Below are 21,095 nucleotides of genomic sequence, written 5' to 3' on the forward strand. Positions count from 1 at the left end.
GCATTCCGATGAGTGACCTGATCAGCGTCTGCATACCTGCCTATGGCAAGCGGTTCCTGGCCGAGACCCTGGAATCCTTGATGAAACAGGACTACCGCCCGTTCGAGATCGTGATCGGCGACGACCGGCCGGACGCGGTGGACGAGGCCCTTCTGAACGCGATGCGGACCGACGAGGGGATCACGGTCCGCTACATCCCCAACCGGCCGCGGCTGGGCCAGGCCGGCAACGTCAACATGCTGTTCCGGGAGGCGCGCGGGGCCTGGATCGCGATCATGCACGACGACGACCTGATGATGCCGGGATCCCTGTCGGCGCTGCATGCCGGCGCGGTCCGGCACCCCGGCGCCTCGGTCGTCTATGGCAGGGTCACCATGATCGACGCCGCCGGCACCATCGACGCGGCGGCGACGGCCCGGGGCAACCGCGACTTCGGCCGCACGCCGGACCGGGCCGGCGCGCAGTCCTCCGCCCTGGCGGCCGCGGTGGACGGGCGCATCCCGCACAACGGCTTCCTGGTGCGCGCCGACCTCGCCCGTGCCGTGCTCTACAGGCCGCGGGAAGAGGTCGGCGACGTCTGCGACTATGATTTCGGCATCCGGCTGGCTCTCGCGGCCCCAGACGCGCCGTTCGTCTTCGTGGACCACGACGCGTCGGCCTGCCGGCGCTGGGGGGGACAGATCTCGGCCTCGTCGCGCAGCGGCATCTTCGCGCTGGGCCTCCTGGACCGGCTGGAACCGCGCAACGCCGAAGAGAAGGCCGCAGTCGGGCGCGCGGCGGCCCGCCACGCCGCCATCGCCCTGTGCGAGCACGCCCGCGCCGGCAGCCGCGGCGCCGCCCTGCGGCTGCTGTTCTCCGGAGCCTACTGGAGCGCCGCCCGGCCCGGCGAGGCGGCGTACCACGCGCTGCTGATCCTGTCGCCGGACTTGGCCGGCAGGGTCATGGCACGGCTGCGGCTGGGACGGCGGGCGCGCCACGCAGACATGGCCATGGGGTAACCCGGGGAACACGGCGTCCGGACGCGCCGCCGATCCGTCCCTGCGATCGCGGCAAGGCAGCCCGGATCGGCCAGCCCGGCACGGGGCTCGGAATCGAACGCCCGGAACGATGATGGGTCCACGGCAGGCGTCGTGAGGACCGCGACGGGGCCGGCGCCGAGCCGCCGCCCCGTGGCAAACGCCGGACAATGTCGGTCGCCCGCGACTCGTGGACGGCGACCCGGAACTTGTCCCGATAGACGGAGCGGATGCCGATCAGGATCCCGGGCGCAGCCTCACGGAGGCGCGGATTCGGTCCTGCGGACGACCCCCAGGCGGATTCCGCCGGGCTGGCGCATTTCGATCATCCCGATCGTCATCGGCCGCCACTTCGATTTTTCAGATTTACTCGCTGGAGATGGGCCTCGGGGGCGAGAACGGTCCCGCAGCGCGATTGTATTCAAATTTCATACTCAAGTGTTCTTCATGAACACGCACGTAAATCAAAGTAAAGATCTAGTATTTCTGTTTTGAAATGTTCCTTTTTCCTGTTGACTCGTTGCTTAGTTAGGGCTCTATATGCCTTATAACGTCGGCAACTGAGGCGATGATACTAAATAAAAATTAACAAACAACATAACAACCGAAGCGCAGACAATACAATAGAGTTCGATTGATGGGAATTAATCTTTCCATATCGTTATTTTTTTGGCCGTTTACTGACAAAAATCCAAGTACTCATAACGGCTGTACCAGGCCATGGACTGGCCGCAACGAGCTTGATTGCTCCGCGCATAATCCAATTCGCTCATAACGTTGATCCAGATACAGACAAGGAATTGAGATGTCGACCACCTATACGCTGACCATCACCATGGACGATACTACCGTCAATGACCTGCTGAACTCCGGTTATTACTTGTACGCCTACAAGGCGGTGCAGGCGGCCAACGCGAACGGCGGCGCGCCGCTGGTCTGGTTCCAGACCCAGACCATCTCGGAAAACACGGTGATCACCTGGACCGAGAGCTATGAGGCCTATACCTCGACGGAGACGAGCTTCACCGACGGCACGGTCATCAACGCCAGCGCCAGCTACCCCATCAACCTGGGCCAGGAACTCCAGGTGAACTCCGTCGCGGGCACCGGCACAATCGTCAACTCGTCCAACACCAGCGTGATCTCCATCCTCAACCAGACCAGCACCCAGTTCACCTGCGGCATCTCGCAGTCGGTCCAGGGCTCGTCGGGCTCCCAGCTCTGCGCGCTGCCGCTCTACGGCAACAACCTGGACACCATCACGCCGGTCGAACAGGTCTTGGTGGTCTTCCAGACCGAGCAGGTGGACACGGGATCGGTCGTCTACCAGTGCTACGCGCCCAGCCTGCTGGTCAACATGACCGGAATGACCGCGGCGTCGATCAGCTACGACATCAACACCAACTGGTCGGGCAACACCGAGGGATGGTGCACCCAGTACGAGGCCGGGACCGATATCACCCCGATCCTGGTCCAGCAGTCCTGACCCGGTGAGCTGAAGCGGATCCGGCCGGCCGGGCCGAGCTATCGGGTTGCAGGCGGCAGCACACTCGACGGAGGGAGCGGCTTGGGCAGTTACAGCATTCAGATCACGATGGATCAGGACACGCTGACCGACCTCCTGGATTCGGGATTCAGGCTGCTCGTCTTCAAGGCGGTGTGCACCACCATGGGGGGCGGCGCGCCGCTGGTCTGGTTCCAGACCACCGATTACAGCCTGTCGAACATGGTCGGCTGGAGCACGTCGACGGAAGCCTACACCTCGCCGACCACGACCACGACCGTGGCGCAGGGGCAGACGGTCGTCGCCAGCACGACCTACTCGATCACGGCCGGCCAGACCCTTCAGGTGACATCGGCCGCCGGAACCGGGGCGGTGGTCGCCAACGGCTCCACGACGGAGATCTACATCGACAACACCACCACCAGCGAGTTCCTCTGCGGCCTGTGCCAGCAGCTTTCCTGGCAGGGTGTCGCCGGCGCGTACGAACCGACTTTCGCGCTGCCGCTCTACGGCGGGATCATCGATGTCGTCACCCCCGCCGAAACGGTCCTGATCGCGTTCGACACCGATCCGCTGACCGCGGGGATGGCGGCCTACCAGCTCCTCTCCCCCGCGCTGCTCGTCGATTTCTCGGAAGCCAGCGAGACCACGCTCGACGTCACCTATGCGATCAACACCAACTGGGCGGCCAACACCGCCGCGTGCTACACCCAGGTCGCCGCGGGCCAGGAGCTGGTGCCGCTGCTGTTCCTCCAATCCGACGACTGATATGGCCCGGCGGCCGGCCCCGCGGCGACCCCGCCCATCAGTGAGCCGCTTCCTGCACGCCGGCCGGGCCGAGCGGCACGACGCGGTGCAGGCGGGCCTGGAGTCGCGGGGCGGAAGGGCATCCGGGCTTCCGTCCGGCCGCCACGGCCATCAGGTGGTTCCCGGTCGGTTGGAAGGTCGCGAAGGACCAGCGGGCGGCATCGTCTTCCAGGTCGGGCTCGAAGGCGATGCGGATGCGGGTCGGATCGGCCGGGTCGATGGCGAAGCGGTCGAGCGGGATCGACAGGCCAAGCCCCCGCGCCTTGATGTAAGCCTCCTTCAGGGTCCAGTAGGTGAAGAAACGGCGGGTCCGGCCGGCGGGCGGCAGCGACCGCAGGTCGGCCACTTCCGCCGGGGCGAGGAAGCGGCCGGCGATCTCCATCAGGTCGCCGGCGCGTTCCAGGTTCTCGACGTCGATGCCGATCTCGCGATCGGCGGCGACGGCGCAGGCGACCATGCCGTTCGTGTTGGACAGGTTGAACTCCAGGCCGGAAAGGCCGGAAAGGCCGGGCAGGGCGGGGCCGGCGATTTCCGGCCGGCCGTGGGCGTTGGCCCGGAACCGCCAGGCGGCCGGCGGAACGTCCGCATAGCGGGACAGCACGGTGCGCACCAGCGCCCGCGTCACGAGGTATTCGTGCCGCGCCCGGTCGTTGAGGTAGCGGCGATACCGGTTGATTTCCTCCGGCGCCAGCAGGGCACGGTAGGATTCCGACAGGTCCGACACCGTCGGCGAGTCGGACAACACGTAGTAGATGTCGACCTGGCCGGGCTCCGGGATCATCGTTGCGCTTTCAGTTTGCCCTAGGACCAAGTGCCAACCACCAGACGACATAGGTTTGTGATCACGCACCCTGGGGAAAACCGTAGCTCAGCGTGCCTGCCCCTCGCTCCGGGCTCGCCTGCCGCCGATCCTCCCATTCCGCACCACAATGGCCGCAGTGCCGGAAAGGATCAACGGCAGGATCGGGGCAGACCGGGGTCCCGGCCAGCCGTCCTGACGGGAACCGCGACGTTCAAGCGGCGTGCGGGACGTCGGGGCCGCCGGACGGGCGGGTCGGGCGCCGGCGCATCGGGATGATCTCGGCGCATCGCCCGGACGGGGCGCCGCGGCCGTAACGCACCGCGTCGGCGATCTGCGCCCGGGTTATGCCGATATCGGCGAGCTGCCCGTCGGTCATCTCGTGCAGGCGCTTCTCCGCGCGCGAAATCGGATCAAGCCCGATCCAGCGGGCCACGACCGCCGCCGCGGCCGGCAGCAGGCCCCGGCGCGCTAGGCGGCTGCGGGGAAGAAAACGATCAAGTTCAACCAGGTTCATGTCCGGCTCCTTTGCTGTCCGGCACTGTGATCGGACCCGGTTTCCATAGAGTTAGCGGCGGGTGCCCGGGGCTGAGACAAATAAATGTCATCAATTCGCGGCCTGCGGCAAACACCGCCCGGCAGGGCTCCGCGTCGATCGCGCTTGACCGGGCCACGGCCGAAAAGTACTAGAGAAGCTTAGGCCATCCTATCTAAATTGGATGGAATATTACCATTGTATGCAATCAGTACTAGCATAATCCATTAACCGCCGATCCGGAAGCTCACGCTCGCCATGCCAGATACCGACAGCAGCGAAGCCGACCTAGACCTTCTCGACTTTCTCCTAGACGAAGACGGCGATTCCCCGCCGCAGCGCGGGACCGGCATCGGGATCCGCCCGGCGGACGGGGTGCGGGACGGGGGGCCTCGCCGGGCCCCGCTGTCGTTCCAGCAGCGGCGCATGTGGTACCTGCACCGCCTGGACGAGAGCGCCGCCTACACGATCTGCCTGGCCTTCCGGCTGGACGGGAGGTTCGAGCCCGGGGCCTTCGAGGCGGCGGTCGGCGACGTGGTGGCGCGCCACGCGGTCCTGCGCACCCGCTACGAGGAGCGGGACGGCGAAGGCGAGCAGGTGGTCGAGCCGGCGGGGCCGGTCCCGGTCGGGCTGTTCGACTGGCGGGACCGGGCGGAGGACGGCGAGGCCCTGGCGGCGGCGATCCGCGAGGAGAGCGCGCGGCCGTTCGACCTGGGCCGGGGATCGCCGCTGCGGGCGACGGCGATCCGGATCGCGGAGTCACGGACCGCGATCGTCCTGGCGATCCACCATATCGCGGCCGACGCCTGGTCGTTGGGCATCCTGTCGGGCGACCTGCTGTCGGCCTACCGGGCGCGGCTGGCCGGTGGCGCCCCCGCCTGGGCGCCGCTGCCGGTCTCCTACGCCGACTTCGCGGCCTGGCAGCGGGAGACCTACGGGCCGGAAAGCATCGCGGACGACCTGGACTATTGGCGGAGGCGGCTGGCCGGGCTGCCGGTGCTGGACCTGCCGACCGACAGGCCGCGCCCGCGCCTGCAAAGCTTCGACGGCGCGCTGGTCCCCTTCGCGGTTCCGGCCGCGGCGGCGGACCGGCTGCGCCGGTTGGCCTCGGCCGCGCGCACCACCCAGTTCACCGCCCTGATGGCGCTCTTCCAGATGCTGCTGGCGCGGCACTGCCGGCAGGACGACGTGCCGGTCGGCACCTCGCTGGCCAACCGGGAGCGGCTGGAGACCCAGGGGCTGGTCGGATTCTTCGTCAACATGGTGGTGGTGCGCGGCGACCTTTCCGGCGACCCGGGGTTCGCGGCGCTGCTGGAGCGGCAGCGCGGGCTGGTGCTGGAGGCGTTCGACCACGCGACCCTGCCGTTCGAGATGCTGGTGGAGGCGCTGGACCTGCCGCGCGACACCGGCCGCAACCCGCTGTTCCAGGTCGCCTTCACGCTGCTGGACCCGACCCCGCCGCCGACCGCCGGCGGGGAGTTCGCGGTCGAGCCGCTGCTGACCCAGGAGGCCGCCCGCTTCGACCTGGAGCTGTTCATCCGGGAGGAGGCGGGCGGCGGCCTGTCCGGGGTGTTCTCCTACAATACGGACCTGTTCGAGGCGGAATCGGTCGCCCGGCTGGCGCGGCAGTTCGTGACCCTGGCGGAGAGTGCTGCGGCGGCGCCGGACATGCCGGTGTCGCGCCTGCCGCTGATCGGGCCGGACGAGCGGGCGGCGCTGCTGACCGGGCCGAAGCGGCCGGCGGCGCCCTTCGCCGAAGGGGTCCACGACCGGTTCGTCCGCCACGCGCGGGAGCGGGCCGGGGCCACCGCGCTGAGGCTGAACGGCGAGCGGCAGGGCTACGGCGCGCTGGAACGCCGGTCCGCCGCGATCGCCGGGCGGCTGCGGTCGCTGGGGATAGGGGCCGGCGACCGCGTCGCCCTGTGGTTCGAGCCGTCGCTGGAGATGCCGGCGGCGATCCTGGGCGTGCTGCGGGCGGGGGCGGCCTATGTGCCGCTCGATCCCCATTATCCCGCCGACCGGGTCGCCCACGCGCTGGAGGACAGCGGCGTCGCGGCCGTCCTGACGACGGAAGCGCTGGCGCCCCGGGTGCCGCCCCGGGTGCAGTCGGGAACCACGGCGCCGGTGGTGTGCGTCGAGGACTGCGGGGACGCCGATGCCGAGGGGTTCGAGCCGGTCGCGGTCGGGCCGGACGACCTGGCCTATGTGATCTACACCTCCGGCTCGACCGGCAGGCCCAAGGGCGTGCTGGTCACCCACGGCAACCTGACCCGGCTGTTCGACGCGACCGACGCGTGGTTCCGCTTCGGCGCGCGGGACGTCTGGACGCTGTTCCATTCCTACGCCTTCGACTTCTCCGTCTGGGAGATCTGGGGCGCGCTGGCTCATGGCGGCGCGCTGGTGATCGTCCCGCGCGAGGTGGCGCGGGCGGCCGACGCCTTCTACGACCTGCTGTGCCGCGAGAAGGTGACGGTGCTGAACCAGACGCCGTCGGCCTTCCGCCAGCTGATCCAGGCGGAGGAGGCGGACCCGCGCGAGTCCGAACTGGCGCTGCGCTTCGTGGTGTTCGGCGGCGAGGCGCTGGACCTCGCCAGCCTGGAGCCGTGGCTGGACCGCCACGGCGACGACGCGCCGCGGCTGGTCAACATGTACGGCATCACCGAGACGACCGTCCACGTGACATACCGGCCGATCCGCTGGCGCGACGTCAAGCGCCGGCTGGGCAGCGTCATCGGCGAGCCGATCCCGGACCTGTTCATCCGCCTGCTCGACGACCACGGCGAGCCGGTGCCGCCCGGCATGGTCGGGGAGATCTGGGTCGGTGGCGCCGGCGTGGCGCGGGGCTACCTGAACCGGCCGGAGCTGACGGCGGAACGCTTCGTCCTGGATTCCGCCGGCGGCGGGCTTCTGTACCGCAGCGGCGATCTGGCGCGGGTCACCCCGGTGGGCGACCTGGAATATCGCGGGCGGGCCGACGCCCAGGTGAAGCTGCGCGGGTTCCGCATCGAGCTGGGGGAGATCCAGGCCGTGCTGTCGGACCATCCGGCGGTCGGCGACGTGGCGGTGGTGCCGCGCGGGGAGGGTGACGCCAAGCGGCTGGTCGCCTATGTCGTCCCGCGTCCCGGCGCGGACGGCGAGGCCGGAGGCGACGAGGGCTGGCGCGCCACCTTCGACATGATCTACGGAGGTGACGGGGAAGCGCGGGACTTCGATATTTCCGGCTGGAACGACAGCTACACCAACGCGCCGATCCCCGCGGCGGAGATGCGCGCCTGGCTGGACGAGACGCTGGACCGGCTGCGGGCGCTGGCGCCGCGCCGGGTGCTGGAGATCGGCTGCGGCACCGGGATGATCCTGTTCGGGCTGGCGCCGTCGGTCGAGCTTTACCACGGGCTGGATTTCTCCTCCCCCGTAGTCGAGCGGCTGCGCCGGGCGGCTGCGGCGCGCGGGCTGGACCATGTCACGGTGGAGCGGCGGGAGGCCGCCGACCTGGACGGGGTGCCCGGCGGCTTCGACCTGGTGGTGATCAATTCGGTCGCGCAATATTTCCCGAGCCGCGCCTATTTCATGGCGGTGGTGGAGGGTTCCCTGGCCCGGCTGGCGCCGGGCGGGCGGCTGTTCCTGGGCGATCTGCGCAACCGCGTGCTGCTGCGGGCGTTCCATGCCGACATCGCCGCCGCGACCGGGGCGGGACGGACCCGGCTGGAGCTGGCGCGCCGGCTTGCGCGCGCGGTCGAGCGCGAAAAGGAGATCCTGGTCGATCCCGCCTTCTTCTCGGCATTGGCGCGGCGGCCCGACGTGGCCGGCGTGGCCGCCATGCCCAAGGTGGCGGCGGGAGACAACGAGCTGACCCGCTTCCGATACGACGCCGTCGTGACGCTCAAGGGCGGCGCCGGGACCGTTGCGGGGGCGGAATATTCATCCTGGGCCGATTGCTGCACGGAAGGCCATCTGGCCGGGCGGCTGGCGCGGGAAACCTCCGGCTTCGGCATCTCGGGCATTCCCAACCGGCGGCTGGCCCGGCCGCTGGCGGCGCTGGCCTGGATCGAGGCCGACGGGCCGCCGGAGGAGGTGCTGGACCGGGCGCCCGGCGATCCGGCGGGCGGCCCGGCGGGGGCATTGGACGGCGCGGCGATCGCGCGGCTCGCCCGCGAGCACGGCTGGGAGGCGGTCCCGGGCTGGACCGCCGGAACGGAGGACGGGCGGCTGGACGTCCTGTTCCGCCGGCCGGGCGAGCCGGTGCCTGCTGGCGGCGCGCGGGAGATGCCGGCCGCCGCCGAGGCGCCGATCACTTATCTGAACGAGCCGGCGCCGCCGGACCGGCGCGGCACGCTGGGGCGGGCGCTGCGCCGGCACGCCGCGTCGCGGCTGCCGGAACACATGGTGCCCGGGGCCTTCGTGTTCCTGGACCGGCTGCCGCTGGGGCCGACCGGCAAGCTGGACGCCCGCGCCCTGCCGGAACCCGGCGAGGACGGGCCGGCGGCCGGGACGGAGGGCGAACCACCGCGCACCCCGCTGGAAGCCGCCGTGGCGGAGACCTGGGCGGAGGTGCTGGGCACCGCGCGGATCGGCATCCGCGACAATTTCTTCGAGGCCGGCGGCCACTCGCTGCTGGCGACCCGGGTGATCGCCCGCATCCGCGCGCGGTTCGGCATAGACCTGCCGCTGCGCCTGCTATTCGAGCGGCCGACCGTGGCCGAGTTCGCGGCGGAGCTGGCGGGGCGGCTGGGGCCGGACCCCGTTGAGGAGCGTGCCGACGGGGGCGCCGAGGGGATCATCCCGCCGGCCGACCGCACCGGCATCCTGCCGCTCTCCTATGCCCAGCAGCGCCTGTGGTTCCTTGACCGGCTGATGCCGGGCACCGGCGTCTACAACGTGGCGCTGGGGCTGAAGCTGGATGGTGACCTGGACGAGGCGGCCCTGCGCCGGGCGCTGACCGGCCTGATCGCCCGGCACGAGACGCTGCGCACCCGTTTCCCCGTGGTGGACGGCCGGCCCTTCCAGGAGATCATGCCGCCGTTCGAAGCCCCCCTCGCCGTAAGGGACGGATCGGAGTTCGCGCTTCCGGCCATCCCGGACTCCGCAGGCCTGGGGCGGGCGCTGCGGCCGCTGGCCCTGGAGCCGATCGACCTGGACCGCGGGCCGCCGCTGCGGCTGACACTGGTCCGGCTCGCCCCCGGCTCCGCCGTCCTGGTGGCCGTGCTCCACCACGCCGTCACGGACGGCTGGTCCATGGGCGTGCTGGCGCGGGAGGTGACGGAGCTTTATCGCGCCGCGGTCGAGGGGCGGGCCGCCGGCCTGCCGCCGCTCCCGGTCCAGTACGCCGACTTCTCCGCCTGGCAGCAGCGGAGCCTGGCCGGCGCCGCGCTGGAGCGGCTGATCGGCCACTGGCGCGAGCGGCTGGCGGGCGCTCCCGAAGCGCTGGAGCTTCCCGCCGATGCGCCGCGCACCGCGGGAGCGGACCGTCCCGCCCGGTCCCGCCGCTTCCGGATCGATGCCGCGGAGACCGAAGCGCTGCGCGGGCTGGCCGGCCGGGGCGGCGCCACGCTGTTCATGGTGCTCTATGCCGGGTTCGCCCTGCTGCTGTCGCGCTGGAGCGGCCAGACCGACGTGGTCGTGGGCACGCCGATCGCGAACCGCACGCGCGACGACCTGGCCGGCCTGATCGGCTGCTTCGTCAATACCCTGGCCCTGCGGCTGGACCTGTCGGGCGACCCTTCCGGGCGGGAGCTGGTCGAGCGGGCGCGCCGGGTGACCCTCGACGCCTATGCCCACCAGGACGCCCCGTTCGAGCTGGTGGTGGACGCCCTCGGGCTGAAGCGGTCGATCAGCCGCACGCCGCTGTTCCAGGCCATGTTGGTGCTTCAGAACGCGCCGGGCGGGCGGCTCGACCTGCCGGGGCTGACGGTCACGCCGCTGGCCGACGATGCCGGCGTCGCGCGCTTCGACGTGCTGCTGACCCTGGTCGAGCAAGGGGGCGGAATCGATGCCGTCCTGGAATGCGACGGAAGCCGTTTCAATGCCGCAACGGTCGAGCGAATGGAACGCCATTTCAGGCACCTGCTGGCTGAGCTGGCGGCCCGTCCCGAGGCCGGCGCGCTGCGGCTGCCCCTGGCCGACGCCGGGGCGGAGGCCGAGGCGATCCGGGCTTGGCAGCGGGCCGGGCGGGCGCCCCTGGATCTCGTCGCTCCCGGAACGGTCCCGCATGTCCTGGACGCGGATGGGGCGCCGGTGCCGGTCGGCCTGCCGGGAACGCTTTGGCTGGAGCGGCCGGGGGAGGCGCCGGTTCCGACCGGAGTCACGGCGCGCTGGACCGAGGAGGGCGTGCTGGAGCGCCGGGACGCCGGGGCCGAGGCGCCGGAGCCGGAAGCGGCGGCGCCCGTCCGCGACGGGTCGGACCCGCCGAGCGCCACCGAGACCCGGCTGCTCGCCCTCTGGTCGGCCGTGCTGGAGCGGCCTGTGACCTCCGTCCATGCCGGTTTCTTCGAGCTTGGCGGGCATTCCTTCCTGGCGGTGCAGCTGATGGCCCGGGTCGAGGCGGCGTTCGGCTGCCGGCTGCCGCTGGCCAGCCTGTTCTCCGGCGGGACGGTCGCCCGGCAGGCGGCGCTGATCGACGCCCGGTCGGGCGGTGCCGACGAGGTGCTGGTGATGCTGCGCCCGGAGGGCGACCGGGGCACCATCCTGCTGCCGCACGAGGTCTCGGGCCATGTCCTCAGCTATGCGGCGCTCGCTGGGCGTCTGCCCGAGGGCTGGCGGGTGGCGGCGCTCCAGGCGCGCGGGCTCGACAATACCCGGCCGCCGGTGCGCGGGCTGCCCGAGATGGCCCGGGCCTATGCCGACGCCGTGCTGGCGGCCGGCCTGCCCGGTCCCTTCGTGCCGGTCGGCTACTCGTTCGGCGCGGCCCTGGCCGGCGAGCTGGCCGCCGAACTGGCGGCGCGCGGCCGGACGGTCGCCCGCGTCTGCGTGATCGACGCGCCGGCCAACCCGCAGGACTTCGCGGACGGCATCGTGCCGGGGGACGAGGCCGGGCGGCTGCTCCACATGGTCCGGGCGGTCGAGCACTCCATGGGGCTCGATCTCGGCCTCGATGGCGCCGTGCTGAAGCAGTTCGGGCAGGAGACCCGGATCGACCTGGTGCACCGGCGGCTGGCCGCGACCGGGGCTTTCGGCGGGGCGGTCACGCGCGACCAGGTCGCCGGGATGCTGGCGGTCTATGGCGCCAACCTGGACGCCCTGAGGAGCTTCCGGCCCAGGCGGATCGGCCCGCCCGTGGATGTCTGGGTGACCGACGCGCTGGCCGCCCGCCCCGGAACGGTGGCGGATCTCGGCTGGTCGGCTGTCACGGCCGGGCCGGTCGCGGTCCACCGGATCGGCGGCGACCATGCCTCCGTGATGAGGGAGCCGCTCGCCGGGGAATTGGCGGCCGCGATCGGCCGCGCCCTCGATCCCGCGCCGGGCTGAGGCTACTTAAAAGCTTCAAGAATGGTCTTCCGGGATTTCAATTGACCTGAAGGCTTCCGATAATCTACTGATGGTGGAGTTCATGAGTATTTCATCGCGTATATTTTCCACCCCCCGGCTCGGTTCGCCATAGCTCGGTTCGAACATGAGTTTTCCAGCCCTGGTGCGGGCGGCATAGCCCCCTCGCTCAATTTTCCCCGACAGCCGAGACCGATGCCATGCCGCGCCCGCTCCGAATCGCCCAGGTAGGTTCCATCATCTTCCCGATTCCACCGACCCGCTTCGGCGGAACGGAACGGGCGGTCTCGTACCTGACCGAGGCGCTGGTCGCCGCCGGGCACGACGTCACCCTGTTCGCCTGCGGCGACGCGGTCACCTCGGCGCGCCTGGTCGCGTCGCGGGCGACGGCGCTGAACGGCAGCCAGGTGACCAACGCGCTGCCCCACTTCGCCGCCCATTTCGCGCTGGTCCGCCGGCACCTGGAAGAGTTCGACATCATCCATTTCCACGAGGAGGGGATGCATTTTCCCTGTTTCATGGATGTCGCCGACCGGACCGTCACCACCTTCCACATGCCGCTGGGCGGGCCGGACATGCGCATCCTGTACGATGCCGTTCCGGAAATGCCGCTGGTGTCCATCTCCGACCGCCAGCGCCTGCCGCTGCCCAACGCGAACTGGGCGGGAACCGTGCTCCACGGCATTCCGGCGGATCTCTACCGTTTCAATCCCGACCCCGGAGGGTATCTGGCCTTCATCGGCCGCTTCTCGCCGACCAAGCAGCCGCACGAGGCGATCCGGATCGCACTGGCCGCCGGAATGCCGATCAAGCTCGCCGGGACCCTGTACGACCAGGACCGCCCCTATTGGGACAAGCGGGTCCGGCCCCACCTGGACAACCCGCTGGTCGAGGTCGTCGGCGAGCTGAACGACGCGGAGAAGGACGGCTTCCTGGGCAAGGCGCGCGCATTGCTGTTCCCGATCGACTGGGAAGAGCCGTTCGGGCTGGTCATGATCGAGGCCATGGCGACCGGCACCCCGGTGGTGGCCTACCGCTGCGGCGCGGTGCCGGAGGTGGTGGAGGACGGCATCACCGGCTTCGCCGTCACCAGCCTGGAGGCGGCGGTCGAGGCGGTGGGCCGCATCTCCGACCTGGACCGCGCCGCCGTCCGCCGCCGCTTCGAGGAACGCTTCACCGACACCCGCATGGCCGCCGACTACGTTGCGATCTACCGGCGCCTGCTGGCCGGCGGACGGGACTGAGGTCGACCCGGTCGGTTCAGCTCGTCGCGATGCGTTGGGCCACGGCCTAACCTGCGGTTTGATGCAGGGCGGAGGTGATGCGGTTTGTCGAGCGTAGGTTGGGCCGTGGCCCAACGCAACGGCCCGGCTGACCCGGCGGGGTCAATCTGACCGGGTCCCGCACTTAGGATTCCCCTATCTCCGCGTGCCGAGCGTCAGCACGAAGGTGCGGGGCACGTGGATGCCCTGGCCTTCGCGGTAGCGCTCGTGGAAGGCGACGAAGTCGCGCTTCAGCGCGGCCCGGCGCTCGTCGTCGAGGCTGGCGGCCAGCGTGCGGGTCGGGCCGTAGCCGGTGACGAAGGTGTTCCAGGCCGCCTCGCCGCCGGTCTCGACATAGTGGCTGGTCTCGACCCGGATCGTCAGGTCGAAGGCGTCGCCCAGCAATTGCCGAAGCCGCTCCGGGCGGCCCCAGTCGAACGGCGACACGGCGGGCGGGGCCGCCATGTAGGGGCGCATCACCGCGAACATCTCGGCGATCGAGCCGTCGGGCGTCCAGGTCGCCAGCGCCAGCCGTCCGCCGGGCCGGCACGCGCGGGCGAGTTCGTCGGCCGCCGCCTCGGGCCGGCTGACGAACATGACCCCGAAGGTCGAGACGACCGCGTCGAAGCCGGCATCCGCCACCGGCAGGGCCTCGGCGTCACCCAGCCGGTAGTCGATCGCGAGCCCGTCCGACAGGCCGCGCGCCGCGTCCAGCAGGCCGGCGGCGATGTCGATCCCGGTGACATGGGCGCCGCGCCGGGCGCAGGCCCGGGCGGTGATGCCGGTGCCGGTCGCGACGTCCAGGATGCGCTCGCCCGGCAGGGGCGCCAGGGCGGCGACGGTCGCGTCGATGCCGTCATAGACACCGCGGATGATCTCCTCGTAGTCGCGCCCGCCCGAGCTCCAGACGGAGGCGGCACGCTCGTTGTGCGGCTGGATGGCGGGAACGTGAGTGGTCTGGATGGTCATGGCATGCTCCTCGGTTTCGGCTTCCGGCGGGAAGGATCGCGCGGGGGCGTCGGCCGCGCGTCCGGCGAGGCGTCAGGCGGGCGTCAGGAGGCGGTCTCTTTCGGGGGATGATCCCGTCGGGCGTAAGCGCCTGCGACAGCCGTGGCCCGGCCTGCTATGGTCCGATTCTCGGGCAGGCTCCCCCGGAGGGCGCGATGGACGGACCGACGCTTCGTTTGCTGGGCGGCTTCTCGCTCGCCGACGCGGGCGGGTGCGAGGTCGCCGTGCCGGGGCGGAAGATGCGGTTGCTGCTCGCTTATCTGGCGCTGAACGCGGCGCGCCCCGTCTCCCGCGAACGCCTCGCCGGCCTTCTATGGCCGGACCGCGACGGCCGGAGCGCCCGGCACTGCCTCCGCCAGAGCCTGATGGAACTCCGCCGCCTCGGCGGGCGGGTGGGGGGAGACCTGATCCGCTGCGATAACGATTCGGTCGCGGCCGCCCTGCCGGAGGAGCGGGTGGACGCGCCGACCGTCGAGCGGCTGGCCCGGGAGGCCACTCCCGAGGCCCTGCGCGCCGCCGCCGTCCTGTGCGTCGGACCCCTCCTGCCGGGGGAGGAGACCGGCTCGGAGGATTTCGACCTGTGGCTGGCGGGCGAGCGCGCCCGGATCGCACGGATCGCGGGCGGCGTCTTCGCCCGCCTGACGGCGCTTTGCGAGGAGCGGGGGGATTGGGACGGCGCCGCCTCGGCGGCTGAGCGCTGGCTGGTCCTGGACCCCGCCTGCGAGGAGGCGCACCGCAGCCTGATGCGGGGCCATGCGCGGGCCGGGCGGCGTTCGGACGCGATCCTGCAATACCATGCCTGCGCCGAGGCGGTGCGCCGCTGGCTCGACGCCGAACCGGAGGAGCGGACCGTGGAACTGCTGCGCAGCATCCGCGGCCAGACCTGCGCCGTGCCGGCGGCCCCGGAGCCCGCGGCCTCCCCCGGGCCGGAGCTCTCGGGACTTCCGGGCAAGCCGTCGCTGGCGGTGCTGCCCTTCGAAACCCTGGACGGGCCGGCCGAAGGGGGCGGGATCGCCGACGGCCTCGCCCACGACATCCTGTCGCGGCTGTCCCGGCTGCGCTCCCTGTTCGTCATTGCCCCCGGCTCGTCCTTCCGCTTCCGCGGCGTCGGGATCGACCCGCGCACCCTGGGCCAGGCGCTCGGCGCGCGCTACCTGGTCACCGGCACGGTCCGAACCCATGACCGCCGGCTGCGGCTGACGATCGCCCTGGTGGACGCCGGGAGCGAGACCGTGATGTGGAGCGATGTGCTGGAAAGACGGCTGGACGACCTGTTCGCGGTCCAGGAGGAGCTGACCACCAGGATCACCGCTGTTCTGGAGACGGAGATCGAAGCGGCGGAAATCCGGCGGTCCCTGGCCTGGCCTTCCGAGCGGCTGGATGCGTGGGGAGCTTGCCACCGCGGCCTGTGGCACATGTTCCGGTTCACCCGCGGCGACAACGACACGGCGCGAGGCTTCTTCCAGCGGGCGCTGACGATGGACCCGCTGAACGCCCGCGCCCATGCCGGCCTGTCGTTCACCCATTTCCAGGACGCCTTCCTGCACCGGTCCGGCGACTGGCGCCGCGAGGCCGATCGTGCCTATCGCTTCGCCGAGCAGAGCGTCGCCCTGGATGACCGGGACCCGACGACCCATTGGGTGCTGGGGCGCGCCCTGTGGCTCCTGAAGCGCCAGGACCACGCGGTGGAGGAGCTGGAGCTCGCGGTCGATCTCAACCCGAACTTCGCGCTTGGCCATTACTCCATCGCCTTCGTCCAGTCGCAGGGCGGCGACGCCCGGGCCGCCCTCGAGGCTGTCGAGCTGGCGCAGCGGCTGAGCCCGCTCGACCCGCTGCTGTTCGCGATGCTGGGCGCGCGGGCCTTGGCCTGGCTGAACCTGGGGGACTATGCCCAGGCGGCGGAGTGGGGCGAACGGGCGGCGCGCCGGCCCAACGCCCATGTCCATATCCACGCCATCGCCGCCTTCTGCGACGGTTTGGCGGACCGCCACGAGGAGGCGCGGGTCCATGCCCGGCGGATCAGGGCCGCGGCGCCGTCCTACCGCTGCGGCGACTTCCTGACGGCGTTCGGCACGCTGCGCCCGGCGGTGGCCGACCTGGTCCGCCGGGTCGGGCCGGGCATCGGCATTCCGGTCTAGAGCGGTTTCCCACCGGGTCGACCTGTTCCATTCGTCGCGGCCCAACGCACCGGTAATTCAGGTTGTTGCCACAGATTACGGCGATGGACAAAAGATACGGACCGGATCATCTGAGGATATCGCCGTCATCTGTGGCCGATTTTCTTCATTCCATGCCGGCTTCGGACAAGGCAGGCCGGATGCGGATCGACCTGATCGGGTACCGCTCCAAGTACTTTCAAACTATGCCGTCACGCGACCTCGGCCAGCAGGATGCTGGTTTCCGAGTGGGATATGGCGCGGTTGGAACGGATCTCGGTCAGGACCCGGTCCAGCGTCGCGAGGTCGGCGGTGTTGATCTCCGCCACCAGGTCCCAGCGGCCGTTGGTCGAATAGACGCGGGTGACCTCGGGGATGCGCTTCAGAGCGCCGAGCACCGAGCGGTGATCGCTCGACCGCACCTCCAGCGAGGCGATGGCGCGGACCGGGCTGGCCCCGGCGTCGGCGGCGAGGCGGACGGTGAATCCGAGCAGCACCCTGTCCCGCATCAGCCGGTCGATCCGGTTCTGCACCGTGCCGCGCGACACGCCGAGATGCCGGGCGAGCGTCGCGGTCGGCAGGCGCGCGTTGTCGCGCAGAAGCTCGATCAGCCGGCGGTCGGTCGCGTCGAGCGACGCGGGAGATTGGCGATCCGTCATGCAACTCTGGCGAAATGCTGGATGAACTCGCGAAGCTTAGCACATCTCTGGCTGTTTGTTGGCATGCCGCGCCGTCATCCTCGTCTCCGGTTCAGGCGATCGGAGCGGATGGGACATGGGTTGGACGGATTCGGGCAAACCCCGGCGATCGGCGAGGGTATCGCTGCTGGGTATCCCGCTGGAGCTGGGCGCCGGCGAGGCCGGCTCAGTGATGGGTCCCGCGGCGCTCCGCACCGCCGGCCTGCCGGCCCTTTTGGCAGAACTCGGCCATGACGTCGCCGACCACGGCGACCTGCCGCACCCGGCCCCCGTCGGCGACATCGGCATGGCCCCGGCCGACGCCGCCGCGTGCCGCAACCTCGGCCACATCGCCGCCTGGACCCGGCTGATCCACGACCATGCCTACCTGATGGCGCGGGACGGCGGGTTCCCGATCTTCCTGGGCGGCGACCACAGCATGTCCATGGGCACGGTCAGCGGCATCGCCCGCCATTGCCGGGAAGAGGGCCGGGAGCTGTTCGTGCTCTGGCTCGACGCCCATGCCGATTTCAATACCCCGGCGACGACGCCCTCGGGCAACATGCACGGGATGTCGGTCGCCTTCGCCTGCGGCGACCGGAGCCTGCGGCCCCTGCTGGGCGACCGGCCCTTCGTTCCGGTCAAGGCCGGGAACGTCCACCTGTTCGGCCTTCGCTCGATCGACCCGACCGAGCGCGAGGCGGTCCAGGCGCACGGCATCCAGGTGTCGGACATGCGGGCGATCGACGAATCCGGAGTCTCGATCCCGCTGCAGCGGATGCTCGACCGGATCGACGGCGGCAAGGCCCACCTGCATGTCAGCCTGGATGTGGATTTCATCGATCCCGGCCTGGCGCCCGGCGTCGGAACGACGGTGCCGGGCGGCGCCACCTACCGCGAGGCGCACCTGATCATGGAGATGCTGCACGACAGCGGGCTGGTCGGGTCGCTCGACATCGTCGAACTGAACCCCTTCCTGGACGAGCGCGGCAAGAGCGCCCGCCTGCTGACCGAACTGGCCGCCAGCCTGTTCGGCCGGACCATCATCGACCGCCCGGCGCGGCGCATCCGCGTCGCCTGAACGAACCAGCCGCGAGGAGACCGACCCATGACCATCGCCACAAGCCCCGACGCCCTGTCCCGGAGCGCCGGCCTGATCGAGATCGAGCACTCGCTGGGCGCCCACAACTACAAGCCGCTCGACGTCGTCCTGACCCGCGGCGAGCGGGTCTGGGTGTGGGACGTCGACGGCAACCGCTACCTGGACTGCCTGTCGGCCTATTCGGCGGTCAACCAGGGCCACTGCCATCCGAAGATCCTGGCGGCGATGGTCGAGCAGGCGGGCAAGCTGACCCTGACCTCGCGCGCCTTCCGCAACGACCAGCTGGCGCTGTTCTACGAGGAGCTGGCGGCGCTGACCAATTCCCATAAGATCCTGCCCATGAACAGCGGGGCGGAGGCCGTGGAATCCGCGATCAAGGCGGTGCGCAAGTGGGGCTACGAGGTCAAGGGCGTGCCCGAGGGGCAGGCCGAGATCATCGTCTGCTCCGACAATTTCCACGGCCGGACCATCGGCATCGTGGGCTTCTCCACCGATCCCGACGCGCGGGGCGGCTTCGGCCCGTTCCCCTCGGGCTTCCGGGTGGTGCCGTTCGGCGACGCGGAGGCGTTCCATGCCGCGATCACGCCGAACACCGTGGGCTTCCTGGTCGAGCCGATCCAGGGCGAGGCCGGCGTGATCATCCCGCCGCCGGGATATTTCCGCCGCGTGCGCGAGCTTTGCACCGCCCACAACGTCACGTTGATCCTGGACGAGATCCAGACCGGCCTGGGCCGCACCGGCCGGCTGCTGGCCGAGGAGCACGAGGGGATCGAGGCCGACGTCACCCTGATCGGCAAGGCCCTGTCCGGCGGCTTCTATCCGGTCTCGGCCGTGCTCTCCAACACGGAGGTGCTGGGCGTGCTCAAGCCGGGCCAGCACGGCAGCACCTTCGGCGGCAACCCGCTGGCCTGCGCCGTCGCCCGCGCCGCCCTGAAGGCGCTGGTCGAGGAGGGCATGATCGAGAACTCGGCCGGGCTTGGCGCCTATTTCAAGGGGCAGCTGGAGGGGATGAAGAGCGGCGCGGTGCGCGAGGTGCGCGGCCGGGGGCTGATGCTGGCGGTCGAGCTGCATCCCGAGGCGGGCGGCGCCCGGCGTTTCTGCGAGGCCCTGCGGGCGCGCGGCATCCTGGCCAAGGACACCCACGGCCACACCATCCGCATCGCCCCGCCGCTGGTCATCACCCGCGACGAGGTGGACTGGGCGCTGGAGCGGATCGCGCCGGTGCTGGCGGAAGTTTGATACCGGTACCGTCGCGGCCGGGCCTTTGCCTTCGGGACGACCGCAGCGTCACGGAGGGGATGGCAGCCCTCTCCACTTGACCACCACGCTTTTCTCCCCGTCCTCCCGTCCGGACCCGGCCGCATCCCAATGGATGCTCCGGGTCCGCTGCAGCTTGCGCTTGGCCTAGGCGAAGGCGCCGTCGATGTCGGCGCGGTCGCGGGGCTCCTCGGCCCGGGAGAGGCCGGCGGCGGCGATCAACTCGGCATGGCGCAGCAGGGCGTGGTACTGGTCCGCTGTGCGGACATGCTCCGCGAGACGGTAAACCGCGCCCAGCATGTGGATGACGACGGCCGGATGGGTGGCGGCGGCCTGGCGGATCTGGTGGAACGCCGCGTCGAAGATCCCGTCGAAACCGGTGTCGTCGCCGACGATGCGCAGGATCCCCCCGCTGTCGTGGCGGATGGTGGTGGGTAGCCTCTTGTCCAAGGCCTGCGCCAGGGCTCCGCGGAGGCGGTCGACGACCGCCATGGCCGTGTTCGGGTCGTTGATGGCCGGCGACAGGGCCCGCAGCGCGATGTCCACCAGGTGCCGGATCGAGAACTCGAGATCCTGCGCGGGGGTGCGCCGGTCCCCGATCAGGACGTTCTCCCGGACACCCTTCTCGATCTCGCCGTTCAGATCGTCGCCGGGATAGACGAAGGCGAGCCAGCCGCCTCGGCACATGAACTCGCCGGCACGGTAGTCGAACCTGATCAGGACGCGGTGGTTCGCGGCGAGTTCGAGCAGGCTCTCGTAGTCGATCGACTGCACGTAACCCTCGTTGTCGGCCGTCACGACGCCCGCGCGGGCGTCGAAATCCTCCGGCAACGCGGCGTCGCGGGCCGGCTCCGCCTCGGCGGCCGGAAGCATGCGCCGGACGCTGTTCTCGAGGTCGCCGGAAACCCGGCGGATCACCGTCTCGGCGATGATCGAGCGGGCCACCGCGTGCAGGAAGAACAGCAGCACCAGGATGCAGGCGAACGCCAGCCCCAGGCCCAGGCTCACCGAGACATGGGGCACCGCCGCCGAGGGCATGTCCTTCTCGACCGTGCGCAGGACCAGCAGGCAGTACACGATCGTCATGACGAAGGTGCCGAGCGCCGCCTGCGTGCGGGGTTCGGCCATGTAGGTCCGCACCAGGCGGGAGCCGTACTGCGTCGCGGCCAGCGTCAGGACGACCATCGTGATCGAGAACATCACGCTCGCCATCGTGATCAGGGCGGCCACGAGGGTCGAGAGCAGGTTCCGGGCGTCGTCGCCGCTGCCGCTGTGCAGCCACCAGGTCCGAAGCGCCTCCTCGTCCGAGAAGACCATGTCCACCTGGTAGGCGGCCCACCTGAGCAGGACGGCCAGCAGAACCATCGCCGAGGGGACGAGCCAGAGGCCGGTATGGACCTTGTCCCAGAGGTTGAACAGTTTGCCGTGCATCGCGGTGCTGGTCCTTGCGGCGGAGTGTGCCCGATCTGCCCCGCTAACAGGCTTCCGGTCAC

General features: G+C 70.6%; 13 protein-coding genes. 8 read left to right on the forward strand and 5 right to left on the reverse strand.

Annotation, left to right across the window (positions count from 1 at the left end; genetic code table 11):
* Positions 1 to 8: 8 nt before the first annotated feature.
* The 3 genes from JL100_RS33225 (at position 9) to JL100_RS33235 (ending at position 3,288) form a co-directional block, all read left to right on the forward strand.
* Positions 9 to 998, forward strand: coding sequence for a glycosyltransferase family 2 protein (locus tag JL100_RS33225; protein ID WP_202684705.1), 990 nt, complete (start codon positions 9 to 11; stop codon positions 996 to 998).
* Between the two features lie 823 nt (positions 999 to 1,821).
* Positions 1,822 to 2,502, forward strand: coding sequence for a hypothetical protein (locus JL100_RS33230; protein ID WP_202684704.1), 681 nt, complete (start codon positions 1,822 to 1,824; stop codon positions 2,500 to 2,502).
* Between the two features lie 81 nt (positions 2,503 to 2,583).
* Positions 2,584 to 3,288, forward strand: coding sequence for a hypothetical protein (locus JL100_RS33235; protein ID WP_202684703.1), 705 nt, complete (start codon positions 2,584 to 2,586; stop codon positions 3,286 to 3,288).
* A 37-nt stretch (positions 3,289 to 3,325) separates the two neighbouring features.
* Here JL100_RS33235 and JL100_RS33240 read toward each other — a convergent pair whose 3' ends face one another.
* The gene (locus JL100_RS33240) at positions 3,326 to 4,108 is read right to left on the reverse strand and encodes a 4'-phosphopantetheinyl transferase family protein (protein WP_202684702.1); all 783 of its coding nucleotides are present in this window, start codon (positions 4,106 to 4,108) and stop codon (positions 3,326 to 3,328) included.
* Between the two features lie 232 nt (positions 4,109 to 4,340).
* Positions 4,341 to 4,643: a DUF1127 domain-containing protein gene (locus JL100_RS33245; RefSeq protein WP_202684701.1), complete on the reverse strand. Its 303-nt coding sequence runs from the start codon at positions 4,641 to 4,643 to the stop codon at positions 4,341 to 4,343.
* Between the two features lie 276 nt (positions 4,644 to 4,919).
* Between JL100_RS33245 and JL100_RS33255 the strand changes: the two genes are divergently transcribed.
* A complete protein-coding gene (locus JL100_RS33255) occupies positions 4,920 to 12,122 on the forward strand; it encodes a non-ribosomal peptide synthetase (RefSeq protein ID WP_202684700.1) in 7,203 nt (2,400 codons plus the stop codon).
* 218 nt (positions 12,123 to 12,340) lie between these two features.
* Positions 12,341 to 13,384: a glycosyltransferase family 4 protein gene (locus tag JL100_RS33260; protein ID WP_202684699.1), complete on the forward strand. Its 1,044-nt coding sequence runs from the start codon at positions 12,341 to 12,343 to the stop codon at positions 13,382 to 13,384.
* 174 nt (positions 13,385 to 13,558) lie between these two features.
* Here JL100_RS33260 and JL100_RS33265 read toward each other — a convergent pair whose 3' ends face one another.
* On the reverse strand, positions 13,559 to 14,371 hold the full coding sequence (locus JL100_RS33265; RefSeq protein ID WP_202684698.1) for a class I SAM-dependent methyltransferase: 813 nt from the start codon (positions 14,369 to 14,371) through the stop codon (positions 13,559 to 13,561).
* Between the two features lie 194 nt (positions 14,372 to 14,565).
* Here JL100_RS33265 and JL100_RS33270 point away from each other — a divergent pair, with 194 nt between their 5' ends.
* Positions 14,566 to 16,548 carry a BTAD domain-containing putative transcriptional regulator gene (locus JL100_RS33270; protein WP_202684697.1) on the forward strand — a complete coding sequence of 661 codons (1,983 nt, stop codon included), beginning with the start codon at positions 14,566 to 14,568 and terminating at the stop codon, positions 16,546 to 16,548.
* Between the two features lie 230 nt (positions 16,549 to 16,778).
* Here JL100_RS33270 and JL100_RS33275 read toward each other — a convergent pair whose 3' ends face one another.
* Positions 16,779 to 17,225, reverse strand: coding sequence for an Lrp/AsnC family transcriptional regulator (locus JL100_RS33275; protein ID WP_202684696.1), 447 nt, complete (start codon positions 17,223 to 17,225; stop codon positions 16,779 to 16,781).
* Between the two features lie 115 nt (positions 17,226 to 17,340).
* Here JL100_RS33275 and rocF point away from each other — a divergent pair, with 115 nt between their 5' ends.
* Together rocF and rocD are read left to right on the forward strand one after the other, a co-directional pair.
* A complete protein-coding gene (gene rocF, locus JL100_RS33280) occupies positions 17,341 to 18,324 on the forward strand; it encodes an arginase (protein ID WP_202684695.1) in 984 nt (327 codons plus the stop codon).
* Positions 18,325 to 18,351: 27 nt separating this feature from the next.
* Positions 18,352 to 19,584: an ornithine--oxo-acid transaminase gene (gene rocD / locus JL100_RS33285; RefSeq protein ID WP_202684694.1), complete on the forward strand. Its 1,233-nt coding sequence runs from the start codon at positions 18,352 to 18,354 to the stop codon at positions 19,582 to 19,584.
* 165 nt (positions 19,585 to 19,749) lie between these two features.
* Here rocD and JL100_RS33290 read toward each other — a convergent pair whose 3' ends face one another.
* Positions 19,750 to 21,033: a DUF2254 domain-containing protein gene (locus tag JL100_RS33290; RefSeq protein ID WP_202684693.1), complete on the reverse strand. Its 1,284-nt coding sequence runs from the start codon at positions 21,031 to 21,033 to the stop codon at positions 19,750 to 19,752.
* Positions 21,034 to 21,095 lie beyond the last annotated feature (62 nt).

Source organism: Skermanella mucosa, from assembly GCF_016765655.2.
GTDB classification, from domain to species: domain Bacteria; phylum Pseudomonadota; class Alphaproteobacteria; order Azospirillales; family Azospirillaceae; genus Skermanella; species Skermanella mucosa.

What these genes read in the sequence shown, in the direction of transcription:
- JL100_RS33225 (WP_202684705.1), top strand. Translation starts at nt 9, where the DNA reads ATGAGTGACCTGATCAGCGTCTGCATACCTGCCTATGGCAAGCGGTTC.
- JL100_RS33230 (WP_202684704.1), top strand. Translation starts at nt 1,822, where the DNA reads ATGTCGACCACCTATACGCTGACCATCACCATGGACGATACTACCGTC.
- JL100_RS33240 (WP_202684702.1), bottom strand. Translation starts at nt 4,108, where the DNA reads ATGATCCCGGAGCCCGGCCAGGTCGACATCTACTACGTGTTGTCCGAC.
- JL100_RS33245 (WP_202684701.1), bottom strand. Translation starts at nt 4,643, where the DNA reads ATGAACCTGGTTGAACTTGATCGTTTTCTTCCCCGCAGCCGCCTAGCG.
- JL100_RS33255 (WP_202684700.1), top strand. Translation starts at nt 4,920, where the DNA reads ATGCCAGATACCGACAGCAGCGAAGCCGACCTAGACCTTCTCGACTTT.
- JL100_RS33260 (WP_202684699.1), top strand. Translation starts at nt 12,341, where the DNA reads ATGCCGCGCCCGCTCCGAATCGCCCAGGTAGGTTCCATCATCTTCCCG.
- JL100_RS33265 (WP_202684698.1), bottom strand. Translation starts at nt 14,371, where the DNA reads ATGACCATCCAGACCACTCACGTTCCCGCCATCCAGCCGCACAACGAG.
- JL100_RS33270 (WP_202684697.1), top strand. Translation starts at nt 14,566, where the DNA reads ATGGACGGACCGACGCTTCGTTTGCTGGGCGGCTTCTCGCTCGCCGAC.
- JL100_RS33275 (WP_202684696.1), bottom strand. Translation starts at nt 17,225, where the DNA reads ATGACGGATCGCCAATCTCCCGCGTCGCTCGACGCGACCGACCGCCGG.
- rocF (WP_202684695.1), top strand. Translation starts at nt 17,341, where the DNA reads ATGGGTTGGACGGATTCGGGCAAACCCCGGCGATCGGCGAGGGTATCG.
- rocD (WP_202684694.1), top strand. Translation starts at nt 18,352, where the DNA reads ATGACCATCGCCACAAGCCCCGACGCCCTGTCCCGGAGCGCCGGCCTG.
- JL100_RS33290 (WP_202684693.1), bottom strand. Translation starts at nt 21,033, where the DNA reads ATGCACGGCAAACTGTTCAACCTCTGGGACAAGGTCCATACCGGCCTC.